Below are 15,779 nucleotides of genomic sequence, written 5' to 3' on the forward strand. Positions count from 1 at the left end.
TTTCTTTATCAACCACTGCCGCAGCAGCCGAATCCACACTGTACCTATCCCCCCGAGTATCCGGAAATACCTGTTTTCCCATGGCTCAAATCGCAACAACAACCGCCTTCAGTTTCGCTCGCTTTAGCCAATTAGTAGCTTGAATTATCACCTGCGGCTGGCATATACTCTAACAAACGAAAGGCTTCATAAAATTCTCTCCAACTCCCTATGAACAAATCGACAAAGGCGATACAGCGCTGGTGGATGCAGGGACTGATACTCCTTGTTTTCACCTCACCTCCTCTCTACCCGGCAACGGAGATAGCCTTCGCCGATAGTGAATATTCGATATGGGACGAACAGGCAGAGCGCTTAGAAGATGTAGAAGGCGACCTGGGGGATATTGATCTGGAAATCGATGAACTGGTGGATGACACCCAGGAGCAAGCCAGTCATGTACTTCTCTCGGCCGCCACCTGGTTTGACGATTTTTTTGACGATACCCGCTTTATTGCAGAAGAAAACAAGACACGCGCTAAAATCCGTCTTGAAACAAGTTATCACGAAGAGGACGGTTTCGATATCAGCCCTTCTGTTCGCTGGCGTATTCACCTGCCTAAACTCGAGGAAAAACTCAATCTCGTCATTTTCGCTGCTGACGATGGCGATGACCCGTCAGATAGCAATATCTCCTCCGACCTGAGTTCTGCCAATACCACTCGTAGTGACCTTACAGCCGCCCTGCAGTATTTTGTTAAAACCACCGATAAATATAATATATCCACCACAGCCGGTGGCTCGTTCGATTATCTCTATGTTGGCGCACGCTTCAGGTATTTCAAAAGTTTCAAGAGATGGCAGGGGCGATTTATCGAACGCCTTCGTTATTACACAGACGACGGTTGGGAGAACTACAACTCCCTCGATTTTGAGCGTGAATTCCTCGAAAAGTTTCTTTTCAGAAACACCACTTCTCTCTACGTCCGCGAAGATGAAGACAGCCTCGATCATTCCATCAGCTTCAGTCTCTTTCAGTTCCTCACCGACACCAGGGCACTCGCCTATGAGTGGACGAACAATTTTGAGACAGACCCATCCCATCGACTGGCAGATCTTATCCTGCGCCTCCGCTACAGGCAACAGGGACACCGGGAATGGCTGATGTATGAAGTCTCACCGTGGGTCAATTTCCCCGAAGAGGACGGTTATGAGGCTCAATTTGGTCTCCGTTTTACCCTTGAGGCAAAATTCGGCTACTCTGACAGCACCAAGCTCAAAAACATCTTTCATTTCTAGGAGACTGTCGGACTAAGCCCTTTTCAACCAATTCATCGTTATCGAAGGAAAAACAATGCTCGCAATATCAGACATATGGCTCCGCTTATTTTTCCTTCGATGCCTCGATTTGAGTGAAAATCACAATAGGCCGACAGGCTCCTAGAAGCGCAACCTGAAATGCTCACAGTCATTTACCACTCTTCCGGTTAAGCCCTTGTAATTCATCATCCCAGTAATAAATTCCTTGCCAATATCGTTGTCAGCAAGCAGATTATGTGCTGGCAAAGCCTACTGGTTGCAAACCTGTCAGAGTTATTACTTTAAACTACGGAACTATTATGAACGAAGTGGATGATGCAGAATTAAAAAAGGTGATGGCTGATTTCCTGGAGTTAGGCCACGTTGAAAACATCATCGCCATGTATCGCCACGACCCCAGGTATTATGACTGGACCGGCGAGATACTCGACGATGAGCGCTTTGCAGTTCGCGTCGGGGTGTCTGTGCTTTTTGAAGAATTGACCAGGCTGGAGCCGGAACAAACCCAACGCGCTGTTCCCTCCCTGGCTGTCTTGCTGCAGTCTGAATCTGCAAACATTCGCGGTGAGGCGATCGGTGTTCTTGGCATTATTGGCGGTGAAAAAGCAATTTCTCAGATCCGCGCAATGGAAAACGACCCAAGCCCCCAGGTTCGGGAGATGGTCGATCTGGTATTGGAGGAATCAGCATGACCCGATTTCCCTGGTGGGGCTCTGTTATATTGGCAATTATCGGATATCTCGGTTTGAAGTACGGCACCCCGCAACTGCTTGATCCGGAAAACCACCTCAGCAATCTGTTACCCCAATTTGCACCGGTTTTCGCCATGGGCTTTTTGCTGCTCGCAGCCAAACAGCTTTACGATGACGATCCAAATGAAAATGTGGATCATGATGAACAAGAGTCAGGTAAAAGTCAAGACGACCAGAAGCGGGACTGAGGCTCACCAGTGTCACTGGCGATAACGCTCCAAGCAGTTTTCAGCATACCAGGATTCTTTAGCCTGAAACATTCGGGAATCTGCCAGGTCCAGCATCTCTTCCGCGCCCCGCTCAGTAGAGCAGGAAACGCCGAAACTGATCCGCACCTGTTCACGGCTCTTTTCGCCAGTCAGTTCATCAACACAATCAATAACAGCATTCACAAGCATACCATTGATGCGATCCACCAGTTTATCTGCCTCTTCACGAAAGGCGTTAGGACAGAGAATTATAATCTCATCCCCACCAAACCTAAAAACCAGGTCAGAACTCCTGACGTTTTTCACCAGCAAGGCCGCTGCCGTTCTTATCAGCAGGTCACCGGCCTTGTGGCCATACGTATCGTTGACCCGTTTCAAGCCGTTGATATCACCAAAGACCAGTGAGAACGCAGTCTCAGGACGCGCCTTGGCACACCATTCAGCAAATATCCGCTCGAAATACTTCCGGTTGAACAGCCCCGTGAGGTGGTCGGTGTTGGACAACCGTTCAAGCTCCCGAGCCTGGATGCGGGAGCGTGAAATACCGCGAATCGTCTCCAGAAAAACCTCCATAGTCCGTCGCTCGGCTTCATCCAGCTTTGTGCCTTTAATAAAGAGTTTGAAGCAATAGACCGCCAAGCCCTGGGTGGAAGCCGAATAAATACCACCGCCAAATACCTGCCAGCCTGCGCTGGCAACTGAAGAAATAGTCTCATCGCCCTTGCGCCTGCTCACAATCTCATAGCCAAGAAATTGCGAATGCTCCTGCAGTAAATGCGACGTATCCTTTGCGGAAATGCCGCGGAACGCCATGTGAGCAATGACTTTCTGCCTTGGCCCTTCCACCATCAAACCAAAACCGCGACGTGGAAAAATCGTTTCAAACCGCTTCAGGAGGAGGTGAAAAAGCTCATCCAGATCATCAACACGAGTCACTTCAACGGAAATATCAAACAGAGCAGAAAAAATCTCATTCTGCTGATCGGCTTTTCCCTTGAGGTGAAGCATGGTGTTATGTGAGGAGATCAACACATTTTTAACAACCTGCACCACCGTAAAAGCGAAAAAAGCGACTAACTGTATATAGAGAAGTTCATGATAAGCGATTTCTTGTCCCGGATGAAGCGAATGGACAAGAGCAAAAGCTGCCGAGACTGCCAGCGGATAAAGCAGCACAGCAATCTGCCAGCAGGAAAAAAACGCATAGGCCACAGTACCGGCAAGGAAAGTTACAGCCCAATAGGGTGAGGTGTCGCTAATAAGCAGATAGCTGAAATACAACGGAATATTTACGGCAAGTATCAGTTCAAAGTAGACTATATGGCCTGCACGCCAATCTCTTGGAGGGAAAAACAGTAATGGAATATAAGAGGCCACTACAATGAGAGGAGCAACAAATCGCCCTTCAATTACGCCCTGGCTCTGTAACAGAAAATAGAGCAATAACTGACAGGCAATGGTAGTCGTTACTATAAATCGTACATACGGAGCGTACAGATTATAGTTCCAATCAAAAAGAGTGTTCTTGAATTGCCTGGCAATCATAACACATACATCCAGAAATCCTAATTGCAAGTTCCTGCACCACTATACTGCCGGGATACCAAACCAGATCAAGGTCGAATCCCTATCAGAACCGACAACCACAACAAAAACAAGAGAATAATCTTATCCAATACAGCTCTTTACAACACATACTCAAATTTTGTGACACAGTCGCTGCTCATTCCCCCCGGTTTGTCTGCTACGCTCTACAACCAACAAAAGTGGCCCATGCCGATGGAAGCAGGCACCTCCATCATGGCTGTTTCAATTTCCTGCAGATTGGGTATACTCTGACTTTCACTAAAAGTGATACGAGACCCACCTTTTCTTTTCCACACAGTTGTTTATTTTAAATCAGTTATGCTCGCATGCTGGTAAACGGAATCGCCACAGTAAATCATGTTATCTCCAACTGAAAAAGTCCTTCTCCAGGAACTGCTTGAAATTTCCACTCTTCCAGAAAGTACTCTCACCTACAATGAACTCATGGGCTTCATGTTTGGGTTGGCGATTACCCCTATCTATATAGACCGGGATGAATGGCTAGATGCGGTTTTCGGCGAAGAACCATGCAAAAGATGTGGAGAACAGAGTTACAGGCCGATCTCCGATTCCCTGACCCAGATCTATTCAGTCTTTCTTGCCAGGCAGGAACAGGGCCAACTTCATTTCCCCTATCCAATCGAGATATTGAAAGAGGTTCATATCGATGAAATACGAGATTGGGTAAGCGGGCTTGAAGAGGCTTTCTCGCTGCGTCCTGATATCTGGGATCCTGAAGCCGAAGGTAATTTTGCCAATTTCAGCGATGCCGAGCTTGAGGAACTGTTCTTCTGCATGATGGTAATCCAGGGCTTGGCAGACCCGGTTGAAGTCAAGTTCTTTCTTGAACGGATACCAGATGAAGTATTCAATGAACTTTTTTCGGTCTATGACCTTGAAAGTGGGGAAAAAGACCGCAATTTTCAAGCACTGATGTTGGGGGCACTGCCACTTGCTATCCAGGCACTGCAGAATTTCTCCCAGAAAATGCGCGCAGTTATTCCCGAGCATGTTCAGCCAACCAGCACTTCAGTTCTCCAACACCACAGCCTGGCAAACGCAGCCAATCAATCTGGCACCCTTCCAGAGCCACGGAAGGACCATAAAAAGTCGAATATCATCCAGGTTGATTTCAACAACAAAAGAATTTCCGCAAAACAACCTGCTGCCTTAAGGCCAAAATCTGAACCGGCACCCTTCTACCAGTTAAAAATCTCCATCAAGGATGCCAAGCCACCGATATGGCGAAGAGTTGTGGTGCCAGGTGCCATCACACTGGCCCAACTCCATCAGGTGATCCAGGTCAGTATGGGCTGGTTCAACGCCCATCTTCACCAGTTCACGATTGACAATATTGATTACGGACCAGTCGATTATCCCATAGGTGATGAAGACCAGTATGATGAGAATGCCTTTACTCTGCACAGGGCAGCCAGAAATGTTCAGAAAAGCTTCCAGTATATTTATGATTTCGGTGATTACTGGCAGCACCAGATCCTTATTGAAAAGAGATTTACCGATTCCGGAACAGCTGACAACGACGCCAGCATCAAGGTGATCAAGGGCAGAAGGGCCTGTCCACCGGAAAATATCGGCGGCATCTGGGGGTATCAGGAGTTTCTTGAGGCCTACACCGACGCAAGCCATGATGACCATGCCACCATGGTCGAGTGGGCCGGTCCCGACTTTCGCCCTGAATCGTTTGACAAAAATGAGATAGATGAGGTGAACAGGATACTCTCCTCGATTCGCATCAGCTAAAAAATCTACCTGAGAAGACGAAACCGATAAGAAGTTCTTATTGCTCAAGGCATCCAATCTCTTATCTTTTCTCCCATTATTCATGCATAATCCAGAACTGCAATACGCTGAAGAGTTTGTTCAGCATACCCGCTGCAATATCTTCCTGACGGGTAAGGCCGGTACCGGCAAGACCACCTTTTTACACAAAATAAAAGAGCAGACAGAAAAGCGACTGATCATCACCGCGCCCACCGGTGTCGCCGCAATCAACGCAGGCGGGGTCACTCTGCACTCCTTTTTCCAGTTGCCTTTTGGTCCCTACAGGCCCGGTACCGATCCGTTTGCCCAGCAGAACAAACACCGAATGAGCAAGGAAAAACGCAATATCATCAACAGCCTTGACCTGCTGGTCATTGATGAGATCTCCATGGTCCGTGCCGACCTGCTCGACCTCGTGGATTGCGTATTGCGAAAATATCGTCGCACAGACGCGCCGTTTGGTGGCGTGCAACTTTTAATGATTGGTGACCTGCACCAGCTGTCACCTGTGGTCAAAGAGAGCGACTGGCAGATTCTTGGCGAACATTACGATTCACCCTACTTCTTCAGCAGCCAGGCCTTAAAACAAACCGAGTTGATTCCCATTGAGCTGAAGCATATCTACCGCCAGTCAGACACCAATTTCATCGAATTGCTGAATCTGGTGCGCGATAACAAGCTCGACTCCACCAGTTTGAAGGAGTTGAACAGTCGGCATATACCTGATTTCAAACCTGATGACAGCGAGGGCTATATCACCCTCTCCACCCATAACGCCAGCGCCGATACCATCAACCGTGCCAAGCTTGATGAACTGTCCGGACTTACTGGTAGCTACGATGCAGAGCTGGACGGTGACTTCCCTGAGCACACCTACCCCACCGCCGCCGCACTGCAGCTCAAGGTGGGAGCCCAAGTGATGTTCGTGCGTAACGACAGTTCACACGAGAAACGCTTTTTCAACGGCAAGATTGGTAAAATTACCAGGATGTCCAGCGATGAGATTGAAGTGAGCTGCCCGGATGAACTTGAAACCATTGAGGTTGAGCGCGCGACCTGGGAAAATATTGAATACAGCATCGACCCGGCAACTTCCGAGATCAATCAGAAGACCATCGGCACCTTCGCCCAGTTTCCATTAAAGCTGGCCTGGGCTATTACTATTCACAAGAGCCAGGGTCTTACCTTCGACAAGGCCATCATCGATGCCCAGTCATCTTTTGCCCATGGTCAGGTGTATGTGGCCTTAAGTCGCTGCCGGACCTTTGAAGGCATGGTTCTCAGCGCTCCCCTTACCAACTCTTCCATTCGTACCGACCATACCGTTCAACGTTTTGTCCGTGACGCAGCCGATAATTCGCCTTCCGGCGATAAGCTGGAAGTCTCTAAAATCCGTTATCAGCAGCAGCTCCTGATGGAATGTTTCGATTTCCGGAAACTGCAGAGTAACCTGGCAAGACTCGCTGCCAACCTTCGCCGCAATGAATCCGTTATCCAGGTTTATAACGGTGCTGATATGACGGAAATCGAACGACGCTGCAATGAGGAAATCACCAGCGTCGGTGAAAACTTCCGCCGACAACTCCTTGGGCTTTTTTCTGACACCAGTCAACCGGTTGAGGACAATGCTATTCGCGAACGACTGGCAAAGTCCTCTGGCTATTTTCAAGGCAAATTTTCAGAAATCCTGACCAGCCTTGCCGAAAATCTCTCTATTGAAACAGACAACAAGGAAGTGCGAAAACGGGTGAACAACTCCCTGCAATGGTTTCAGGAAGAGTACGCGGTAAAATTAGCCGCGATTCGGGCCATGACTGCTTTTTCACCGGCGACATATCTACGCGCTCTCTCTGTCGCTGAAATTGAAGCGACCAAGCCGAAGAAAAAAGTGACAGCCCCCACCTACAGCGAAGCTGATGTGGGTCATCCCGAATTTTTTGAGCAGTTGAAAGAATGGCGACGCAAAAAAGCGGGTGAAAAACATCTGCAACTTTTCCAGGTCATGCACCAGAAGACCCTGGTACAGATTGCCGTCCATCTGCCGGACAGCATGCCGGCCCTGAAGAACATCAAAGGAATCGGCAAAAAACTGGCCGACAATTACGGTGCCGAATTAATTGCTCTGGCCGCCTCATATCGCAGAACCAATGGCATTGCATCGGTTGACTTGCCCGATATGCCACTCTTGCAGACGATAGAGAAGAAAGCACCAGCCCAAAACTCAGCCAAAGATGCTGTTGCAACTGACAAGGCTGACGAGCCGAAACCAAAGAGCAACACCAAAGAAGAGAGCTACAATCTTTTTAAGCTTGGTAAATCCATTAACAATATTGCAGCTGAACGGGAACTCACCACCGGCACCGTGGAAAACCACCTCGCCTATTATGTGGAAAAAGGCAAAATCCCGGTTGTGGAATTTGTTGCCGAAGAACGGGTTGAGGCGGTGTCCGCAGCAGTACGCACACTCGTTGACGCTCCAATGCGTGAGATAAAAACAGCCCTGGAAGAACAAGGTATTGATGCGAGTTACAGTGACATCAAGTTTACTAGGGCACATTTAAGAAGCACAGAAAGTTAGAAGCGACATGTCAGGGGTGAAGGGACATACTTTTCCCCTCACACCTGACTTCCAACCTACTACCCTACGACCCTGATCTCTCTAGTCATAGTCGACAACGACTCCGCACCTTTTTCAGTTACAACCACATCATCTTCAATGCGAACACCGTTACGTCCTCTGAGGTAGATACCAGGCTCCACTGTAAAGGCATGGCCTACCTCGAGCAACTGTTCGTTTTCACCATGCATATATGGATCTTCGTGACATTCCATACCGATGCCATGGCCGGTACGGTGGGTAAAGAACTCACCATACCCTGCATCGACAATCACCTTTCTGGTAGCCCTGTCAACCTCAAGGCAGGCCACACCGGCTGCCGCAGCATCCCGCCCAGCCTGGTTCGCAGCCTGAACGATTTTGTGGATCTTTTCTGCCTCGTCATCAAGTTTACCAACAGCAAAGGTGCGGGTAATATCGGAAGCATAGCCATTATAGCTCGCTCCCCAGTCTATGATCAGCAGATCCCCTTCGGCGAGTGGCCTGTCCGAAGGCTGACTATGGGGGTTGGCGCCATTGGGCCCTGCGGCGATAATCGGGTTGAACGGCAAGTCAGCCTCTGAACCGTTTCGCATCAGCTGGATAAAAAGCTCACTGGCAATTTCCTGCTCGGTGACGCCAATCTTCACCATGGGCAGAGTCGCCTCAAGCGCCCGCTCTGCAATCTGTACCGCTTTACGCATATCAGCAATTTCGGCTACATCCTTTACTGCCCGAAGAGCAGTAAAAACCAGAGAGCCGTCAACATAGTCAGCAGCCAGTGCCCCACGCAGATATTCATACTCCATAACGCGCATCTGGCGAGGCTCAACGCCTATACGACCACCCTCAAGACCAAGTCCCTGCAAAGCTTCACTAAAAGTATCTGACCACAGGGCAGGATTATCACCATAACTGAATATCCGTGCCGGCCATTGCAGATGATCAAGTTTGGCAAGTTCCAGTTTCGGCAGAATAATGGTTGGCTCCTGCTCCGGTACAAACACAATCACAACCGGGCGTTCCATCAAATGAAAGTGCAGACCGGTAAGGTAGGTCAGGGTTGGCCCTGCATTCACCGCAACTGCAGTGAGGTTTTCCTTTTCTATATATTCATACAATCTGGTTAAACGTGACTGGGACATGATAGACTCCATGGATTGCTACAACCGTAACAAGTTACAGTTAAAAAGAAGTTAAGCGTTGCTCTCGTTTTTCTCAAATCATAGCGAACGTGTCGTAATTCAGCATATCATCAATTTGAAACAACGCGCACCAATACAGAGCCTGAAAGGAATTGTCCAGAATTTTTGGCAAAAAAAAGAGATGCATGGCAATAGGAATCGCCAATGCACCTCTCTTTTCCACCTCCGTTGCCTGACCAGCATATCGGTGTCTGGCAAATAAGTAGAAAATCGCCAGCCGCGTGGAATTGAAGGAGCCGGAAGAGATGGTTTTCCCCTTACTGCATGCAGGACTGAATGTAGCTGGAAAACCTGGCAGGAGGGATACCCGGCCAGCGATTTTTTAGTTTATTTTCAATCCGCATATCGGATTTTAATCAGTCTGGTTCAGTTTAAATCTCAATTTTTGCGCCAAGTTTAGCCACAAACTTGGCAAGCCAGGCCGGATGTGCCGGCCAGGCTGGTGCAGTAATAAGGTTACCTTCCTGGTGAGCTGCATCCATATCCACAGCTATATAGGTACCTCCTGCTGCTGCAACCTCGGGAGCACAGGCAGGATATGCAGAACACTCACGGCCGGAGAGTACTCCGGCAGCTGTAAGAAGCTGAGCACCGTGACAAATGGCAGCGATCGGCTTTTCTGCCGCTGCAAAAGCTTTGACAATATCAAGTACCTTATCATTTAAACGCAGGTACTCAGGCGCACGACCGCCTGGGATAACCAACCCCACATACGCATCCATCTCGACAGCTTCGAAATCCGCATTCAGTGTGAAATTATGCCCACGCTTCTCGCTGTAGGTCTGATCACCTTCGAAATCATGCACGGAGGTCCGTACAAAGTCACCAGCTTTTTTGTCAGGACATACTGCATCAACCTGATAGCCTAGCATGGAGAGGGCCTGGAATGGCACCATTACCTCGTAATCCTCAACGTAATCTCCCACCAGTACCAATATTTTCTTAGCAGCCATCTCAGATCTCCTTGGTTGGATGTTTTCTTTACTTTCAGCCCCTTTGAACACGCAGGATGCATAAATGAGCACTTTCAGATATCAATCTGCAACTTCCGAAACACCGCTGCAGACTCACTTTACAACTCGTGCTGACCTCATGGGTGTATTAAGCAAATCTTATTCCAATTACCGAAAAACATTCAATCCCCTGGTCTTTTGCCACTTCCAATGTACTATCTTACCAGAAAACTCCGCCAGACACCTCCATACATGTCTGGATAAAATACATACATGCCTCATTATCGGACATGTTCAACTCATCCTCCGGCAACAGATCCACGATCCAGGCAAATATGCTTTTTCCTTCTGGTGTGCTGGTGTGCTAGGATAAAATGAAGCAACAGATCTTGCCTACCAACCGAGCAATCATCATATACGATCGAAAACCATGGGGAAAAACTATGCAAAAATATGTCTGTGATGTGTGCGGCTATGTCTATGATCCTGCTGAAGGTTCTCCCGATCAGGGAATTTCACCGGGCACCGCTTTTGAGGATCTGCCGGATGATTTTACCTGCCCGTTATGCGGTGTAGATAAATCCCAGTTCAGCCCGGAAGAATAATACTTCTCACTGAGCTTTCGTTTATATTTTTTTTGAACTCCCAACCAGCAGGTGACGGTCAGAGGGGAACTTCGCTCTATCGATGAGCACTGATATCTATCCGGTACTTCCGCAGCTTTTCATAGAGGGTCGACCTGGCAACTCCAAGCATCTGAGCTGTGCGGCGGATATTACCCCGGTTATCATTCAGCGCTCCCACAATTGCCTGGTACTCTGAGTTTTGCAGTGTACGGGCTGCGGGCACCACATCAGACCTACTTTTCGTCTGATTTTCGCCGCTCTTTGCCAAGGCGAGTTCCACCGGTACTGTTACGGGAGGGGGTTCTGTAATCTCCCTGCTGAGATCAGCTACTGTAATCACACCGCCCTGGCAGACATGCACAGCCCGCTCGATTATATTCTCCAATTGCCTGATATTGCCCGGCCAGTTATAACGACGCAGCCCCTCCATCACACCATCAGCCATCAGCGGCTTGTCCCTGTCCAGTCCACGACACACTTTTGCCAGGAAATGCTCTATCAACACTCCCAGATCACCAATTCGCAGCCTGAGCGGCGGCAGATTGACAGTGAGCACGTTCAATCGGTAATAAAGATCTTCACGAAAGGTGTTTTCACTGATTGCCTGCATCAACCTGCTATTGGTTGCCGCAATGATCCGCACATCAACAGGTCGTGCGTATTTGCCGCCCACCCTCACGACTTCTTTCCGCTCCACTACCCGCAACAGATTCACCTGGGCTGCGAGCGGCATCTCGCCTATCTCATCGAGAAAGATTGTTCCACCATCCGCCAGCTCAAATTTCCCGGGGTTCCCTTGCCTGCCGGCACCGGTAAAGGCTCCCTGGGCGTAGCCAAAGAGCTCACTCTGCAATAACTCACGTGGTAAAGCTCCGCAATTCACAGCAACAAAAGGCCCGCCACATCGCTCGCCACCGTTGTGAATTGCCTGGGCGAACATCTCTTTACCTGTGCCGCTCTCACCGAGTATCAGGGTATTGGTACTGGACTCACCGGCAATTTTTGCCAGTCGCACACTCTCCATCAACTGGGGTGAGGTGCCGACAATATCATCGAATGTGAAAACGGCCTTGGAACCGACGTAGCGATTTACCATACGCCTCACTGATTTGACTTCACGCAGAGTAATGACGAGTCCTTCCGAGGTGGTGATTGGCGTGGCGGAAATAAGGCAATGCACAAGAGCGCCACCGCTGAGCCGCAGAGTTGCCTCCCTCTCCTGCACCCGCTTTCCGCTGGCAACAATCTCCTTGAAATCGATGCCCGCGATAATATGTTCATTGATGGCTACCATCCCACCGGAAACTTTCCCACCATTGTCGGTAAGCTCCAGAATTCCCCGTGCCTTTTCATTGATATCGGTAATTCGCAAGTTACGGTCGATGGTAAGCAGGCCGTCCTGAATGAGCTCAAAAATCCCCTGCTTTTCCTGCAACAGCGCCACCTTGTTTTTAAGCACCAACTCTATTTTCAACTGCTGCTCAATAGCGCTTACCGCTGCTTTCACCATCCCCAGGGTATGGGTATGCACCTTATCCCAGAGACATGAGAGATTAAGGCAACCTATGATCTTGCCCTCGGGGTCATGAACAGGCGCAGCTGAACAGCTGAGACCATGGTTACGCTGGGCAAAATGCTCCTCTGCCCATATCTGCACCGGTTCATTCAGGTAAAGAGCGGTGCCGACGCCGTTGGTACCGACTGTTTTCTCCGAATACTCCACCCCCTGCCCATACGCCAGATTTCCTTCCAGCGACTCGGCGTCCCCCACAGAGAAGAGGATTATTCCCTCCTCATCAGAAAGGATTATGATTGACCGTGAGCCTTCAATAGTGGAATAGAGGTTTTCAATTACCGGCAGGCTGATCCGAATCAACTCACTGCGACTCTTTAAAATCCTGCTCAATCTGCCTGCAGCAATCCCTGCTGGCTCAACTTTGAATGGGTCCACACCATGTTCCAGGCTGCGACGCCAGGAAGCGAGCACAAAATCACGCGGCTTTATACCATCATGATCTGCAATAAATTCTTCACCGGCACAGAACTGCTGCCATTGTTGGGCAATGAGCTGTTTTGAAATATTGTTAAACATAGTTTGATAGATCGAATACTTTTGAAGTAACTGTGGTACAGTATCATTGCATGCTGCTGCAACTCCTGAGATTTGTACCATATCAGGTTCCTGAATGCAGTCTTCATATTCCCCGTCCTTACCGTGTTACCGCTATGATCACAGTTACTGCCGCTATTATCCATAACAACGATACCATCCTCATCGCCAGAAAACGGGCAGGATTGCACCTTGCCGGCTACTGGGAGTTTCCTGGAGGCAAGCTGGAAGAAAACGAGACACCCGGGGAATGCCTGAAACGGGAGCTGATGGAAGAGTTTAGCATCCACTGCAGGGTGGGGGAGTATATCGGAGAATCAATATACGATTATGGCACCAAAAAAATCCGGTTGCTCGGATATACGGTCCATCATCTCAAAGGTGATTTTATTTTAAGAGATCACGACATGATTCGCTGGCTGCCCGTTGGCGACATTGATGACATTCATCGACTTGTGGAAAGTATCACAACACTGAGCTGGGCTCCTGCAGATATCCCACTGGTCCAGGAATTTGCCGCTCGCCGATTCCATGAAGAGACCATCGCTTATTACAATACAAGCGCTGTCAATTATATCGAGGGCACCTTAGCAAACGATATGCAGCAACTCCGTCAAGCTTTCACCGACCTGTTGCCTGAAGGTGGCCATATCCTTGATCTCGGTTGTGGGTCCGGCCGAGATTCCAAAGCTTTTCTTTCTGAAGGGTTTGAGGTTACAGCCATGGACGCCTCCCCAGCCATTGCTTATCACGCCTCCCACCATATCAACCAGAAGGTTCTGGTGAAAAAAGCGCAGGATATTGAAGTGGCCGATACCTATAATGGCATTTGGGCCTGTGCCAGTCTGCTGCATCTACCCGATTGGGAACTGGCCCCTGTGCTGAAACGACTCGAAAGAGCACTACTGCCGGATGGGGTGCTCTATTTATCCTTTAAAAAACAGAAATATCCTGATAATTCTCAGATATTTTTCTGCTATCCTAATCCAGCCGACCTTAGAGATTTGATTAAAAACTGCCAAAGGCTGCAATTGGTCGATAGCTTTACCAGCTGCAGCAGCAAAACGAAGAGTTTGCATGAACAGTGGCATAACATCATCGCCCGCAAAACGGATTAGTCCCTTATGAAAGACAAAACAGTATCACTCGTTCTGGGAAGCGGAGGGGCCCGTGGCCTCGCCCATATCGGCGTTATCAGATGGCTGGAAGAGCATGGATATCAGATCCAGTCCATCTCTGCCTGTTCAATGGGGGCACTGATTGGCGGTATCTACGCCATGGACAAACTCGATGAATATGAACAATGGGTGCGAGCCATATCGAAGTTCGATATCATTTCCCTGCTCGATGTATCCTGGAATACCTCCGGGCTCTTTAAGGGTGACAAAGTGATCAACACCCTGGTTGAACTGGTAGGTGACCAGCTGATTGAAGAACTGCCCATACGGTACACAGCGGTTGCTGTTGATATTCAGAATGAAAAAGAGGTCTGGATTAACTCAGGCAGGCTCTTCGATGCCATTCGGGCCTCGATCTCCCTACCCATGCTTTTTACACCTCACATACGAAAAGGTGTGAGCCTCATAGATGGTGGGGTGCTGAATCCGGTTCCAATCGCGCCTACCTTCAGTGACACCACAGATATGACAATAGCTGTTAACCTCGGCGGACCGGTTGAAGCTCAGCATGAGACAGCACCTCAATTGCAAAGACATGAGGACAGCTCACAGAAATTCCACCAGAAAATCACAACGTATATTAAATCACGCCAGAAAACCAAAGCCTTCAAGATTCCCGATTGGAGCGTCTACGATGTTGCCAACCAGGCATTCGACGCCATGCAATCCACCATCGCCAGACAAAAGCTTGCAGCCTATCCCCCCGATCACACCATTGAGATCCCCAGAAACGCCTGCGGAACCCTGGAATTTGATAGAGCCACTGAAATAATTGAGCTGGGTTACCAAAAAGCGGACGAAACCATGGCAAGAGTGACAGATTAACAGTCAATGAGACTTTTTACCTTAGATCGTTAGTCGCTTGTGATCTATCATGAAAATTTCACAATTATCATCCAGACCTGGGCAAAAGATTCAGAGGCTCAAATGTCTGCCAGTGCACCCCTCTCCTAGCTGCTCTGGCTTTTGGAGATAATGCAGTTTTTGATCCCGGCCACAGACAGGCAAGAGAACCGTTATCACGCTACCTCTTCCGATAAACCATTCCATTGAATCTGGCCACGACCTCACCCTCATCATCCGTCACCAGCACATCGTAAGCGCCAAGCCGCGTGGGCTGACAGACTTCAGTGGCCTCGGCATAAAGAGTTCCGGATGAACGTCCCTTTAAAAAGGAGATATTGACGTTTATGGCCAGGGCCAGCTGGCCACGGCTGTTAGAGGCAGCGGCAAATGCCAGATCAGCCAAGGTAAAGATGGCGCCGCCCTGCACAACACCGGCACCATTGAGATGATTTTCGGTTATCACCAGCTGAGCCCGGCAATACCCTGGGCGAACTTCAATAATCTCTATACCGGTCATGGCCGCAAAACGGTCATTACCAAAATAGTCTTTCGCTGTCCGGGTATCCATCTTGCTCTCTGTTTTTGAAAAATGGGGAAAATACTTTTGGTGAGACGTGAAGTGTCAGGTGTAAGAAT

General features: G+C 48.9%; 13 protein-coding genes. 8 read left to right on the forward strand and 5 right to left on the reverse strand.

What is annotated here, in order from left to right:
- The first annotated feature begins 210 nt into the window (after window positions 1-210).
- From ACN5NT_RS13185 to ACN5NT_RS13195, 3 genes are all read left to right on the forward strand, one after another.
- Window positions 211-1,278: a hypothetical protein gene (locus ACN5NT_RS13185; protein ID WP_136795642.1), complete on the forward strand. Its 1,068-nt coding sequence runs from the start codon at window positions 211-213 to the stop codon at window positions 1,276-1,278.
- Between the two features lie 320 nt (window positions 1,279-1,598).
- Window positions 1,599-1,991, forward strand: a complete 393-nt coding sequence (locus ACN5NT_RS13190) for a HEAT repeat domain-containing protein (RefSeq protein ID WP_419175720.1) — start codon at window positions 1,599-1,601, stop codon at window positions 1,989-1,991.
- Window positions 1,988-2,239, forward strand: coding sequence for a hypothetical protein (locus ACN5NT_RS13195; protein WP_419175721.1), 252 nt, complete (start codon window positions 1,988-1,990; stop codon window positions 2,237-2,239). The genes ACN5NT_RS13190 and ACN5NT_RS13195 overlap by 4 nt, the downstream gene beginning before the upstream one ends.
- A 12-nt stretch (window positions 2,240-2,251) precedes the next feature.
- Here ACN5NT_RS13195 and ACN5NT_RS13200 read toward each other — a convergent pair whose 3' ends face one another.
- A complete protein-coding gene (locus ACN5NT_RS13200; RefSeq protein WP_419175722.1) occupies window positions 2,252-3,805 on the reverse strand; it encodes a GGDEF domain-containing protein in 1,554 nt (517 codons plus the stop codon).
- A 399-nt stretch (window positions 3,806-4,204) separates the two neighbouring features.
- Here ACN5NT_RS13200 and ACN5NT_RS13205 point away from each other — a divergent pair, with 399 nt between their 5' ends.
- Window positions 4,205-5,608 carry a UPF0149 family protein gene (locus ACN5NT_RS13205; RefSeq protein ID WP_419175723.1) on the forward strand — a complete coding sequence of 468 codons (1,404 nt, stop codon included), beginning with the start codon at window positions 4,205-4,207 and terminating at the stop codon, window positions 5,606-5,608.
- Window positions 5,609-5,690: 82 nt separating this feature from the next.
- On the forward strand, window positions 5,691-8,207 hold the full coding sequence (locus ACN5NT_RS13210) for a helix-turn-helix domain-containing protein (RefSeq protein WP_419175724.1): 2,517 nt from the start codon (window positions 5,691-5,693) through the stop codon (window positions 8,205-8,207).
- 59 nt (window positions 8,208-8,266) lie between these two features.
- Here ACN5NT_RS13210 and ACN5NT_RS13215 read toward each other — a convergent pair whose 3' ends face one another.
- A complete protein-coding gene (locus ACN5NT_RS13215) occupies window positions 8,267-9,370 on the reverse strand; it encodes a M24 family metallopeptidase (RefSeq protein ID WP_136795648.1) in 1,104 nt (367 codons plus the stop codon).
- A 431-nt stretch (window positions 9,371-9,801) separates the two neighbouring features.
- Window positions 9,802-10,383: a DJ-1/PfpI family protein gene (locus tag ACN5NT_RS13220; RefSeq protein ID WP_136795649.1), complete on the reverse strand. Its 582-nt coding sequence runs from the start codon at window positions 10,381-10,383 to the stop codon at window positions 9,802-9,804.
- A 443-nt stretch (window positions 10,384-10,826) separates the two neighbouring features.
- Between ACN5NT_RS13220 and rd the strand changes: the two genes are divergently transcribed.
- On the forward strand, window positions 10,827-10,988 hold the full coding sequence (gene rd / locus ACN5NT_RS13225; RefSeq protein WP_136795650.1) for a rubredoxin: 162 nt from the start codon (window positions 10,827-10,829) through the stop codon (window positions 10,986-10,988).
- A gap of 76 nt (window positions 10,989-11,064) precedes the next feature.
- Here rd and ACN5NT_RS13230 read toward each other — a convergent pair whose 3' ends face one another.
- Window positions 11,065-13,182 carry a sigma-54-dependent Fis family transcriptional regulator gene (locus ACN5NT_RS13230; protein ID WP_419175725.1) on the reverse strand — a complete coding sequence of 706 codons (2,118 nt, stop codon included), beginning with the start codon at window positions 13,180-13,182 and terminating at the stop codon, window positions 11,065-11,067.
- A gap of 53 nt (window positions 13,183-13,235) precedes the next feature.
- On the opposite strand from ACN5NT_RS13230, the gene ACN5NT_RS13235 reads away from it, so the two are divergent.
- Window positions 13,236-14,237, forward strand: coding sequence for an NUDIX domain-containing protein (locus ACN5NT_RS13235; RefSeq protein ID WP_419175726.1), 1,002 nt, complete (start codon window positions 13,236-13,238; stop codon window positions 14,235-14,237).
- A 6-nt stretch (window positions 14,238-14,243) separates the two neighbouring features.
- The gene (locus tag ACN5NT_RS13240; protein ID WP_419175727.1) at window positions 14,244-15,122 is read left to right on the forward strand and encodes a patatin-like phospholipase family protein; all 879 of its coding nucleotides are present in this window, start codon (window positions 14,244-14,246) and stop codon (window positions 15,120-15,122) included.
- Window positions 15,123-15,321: 199 nt separating this feature from the next.
- Here the strand turns inward: ACN5NT_RS13240 and ACN5NT_RS13245 are convergent, their stop codons facing one another.
- On the reverse strand, window positions 15,322-15,711 hold the full coding sequence (locus ACN5NT_RS13245) for a PaaI family thioesterase (protein WP_419175728.1): 390 nt from the start codon (window positions 15,709-15,711) through the stop codon (window positions 15,322-15,324).
- Between the last annotated feature and the right edge of the window lie 68 nt (window positions 15,712-15,779).

Origin of the sequence: Desulfosediminicola sp. (assembly GCF_048381775.1) — a bacterium.
Classification (GTDB): Bacteria; Desulfobacterota; Desulfobulbia; order Desulfobulbales; family Desulfocapsaceae; genus Desulfopila; species Desulfopila ganghwensis.

What these genes read in the sequence shown, in the direction of transcription:
- ACN5NT_RS13185 (WP_136795642.1), top strand. Translation starts at nt 211, where the DNA reads ATGAACAAATCGACAAAGGCGATACAGCGCTGGTGGATGCAGGGACTG.
- ACN5NT_RS13190 (WP_419175720.1), top strand. Translation starts at nt 1,599, where the DNA reads ATGAACGAAGTGGATGATGCAGAATTAAAAAAGGTGATGGCTGATTTC.
- ACN5NT_RS13195 (WP_419175721.1), top strand. Translation starts at nt 1,988, where the DNA reads ATGACCCGATTTCCCTGGTGGGGCTCTGTTATATTGGCAATTATCGGA.
- ACN5NT_RS13200 (WP_419175722.1), bottom strand. Translation starts at nt 3,805, where the DNA reads ATGATTGCCAGGCAATTCAAGAACACTCTTTTTGATTGGAACTATAAT.
- ACN5NT_RS13205 (WP_419175723.1), top strand. Translation starts at nt 4,205, where the DNA reads ATGTTATCTCCAACTGAAAAAGTCCTTCTCCAGGAACTGCTTGAAATT.
- ACN5NT_RS13210 (WP_419175724.1), top strand. Translation starts at nt 5,691, where the DNA reads ATGCATAATCCAGAACTGCAATACGCTGAAGAGTTTGTTCAGCATACC.
- ACN5NT_RS13215 (WP_136795648.1), bottom strand. Translation starts at nt 9,370, where the DNA reads ATGTCCCAGTCACGTTTAACCAGATTGTATGAATATATAGAAAAGGAA.
- ACN5NT_RS13220 (WP_136795649.1), bottom strand. Translation starts at nt 10,383, where the DNA reads ATGGCTGCTAAGAAAATATTGGTACTGGTGGGAGATTACGTTGAGGAT.
- rd (WP_136795650.1), top strand. Translation starts at nt 10,827, where the DNA reads ATGCAAAAATATGTCTGTGATGTGTGCGGCTATGTCTATGATCCTGCT.
- ACN5NT_RS13230 (WP_419175725.1), bottom strand. Translation starts at nt 13,182, where the DNA reads ATGGTACAAATCTCAGGAGTTGCAGCAGCATGCAATGATACTGTACCA.
- ACN5NT_RS13235 (WP_419175726.1), top strand. Translation starts at nt 13,236, where the DNA reads ATGATCACAGTTACTGCCGCTATTATCCATAACAACGATACCATCCTC.
- ACN5NT_RS13240 (WP_419175727.1), top strand. Translation starts at nt 14,244, where the DNA reads ATGAAAGACAAAACAGTATCACTCGTTCTGGGAAGCGGAGGGGCCCGT.
- ACN5NT_RS13245 (WP_419175728.1), bottom strand. Translation starts at nt 15,711, where the DNA reads ATGGATACCCGGACAGCGAAAGACTATTTTGGTAATGACCGTTTTGCG.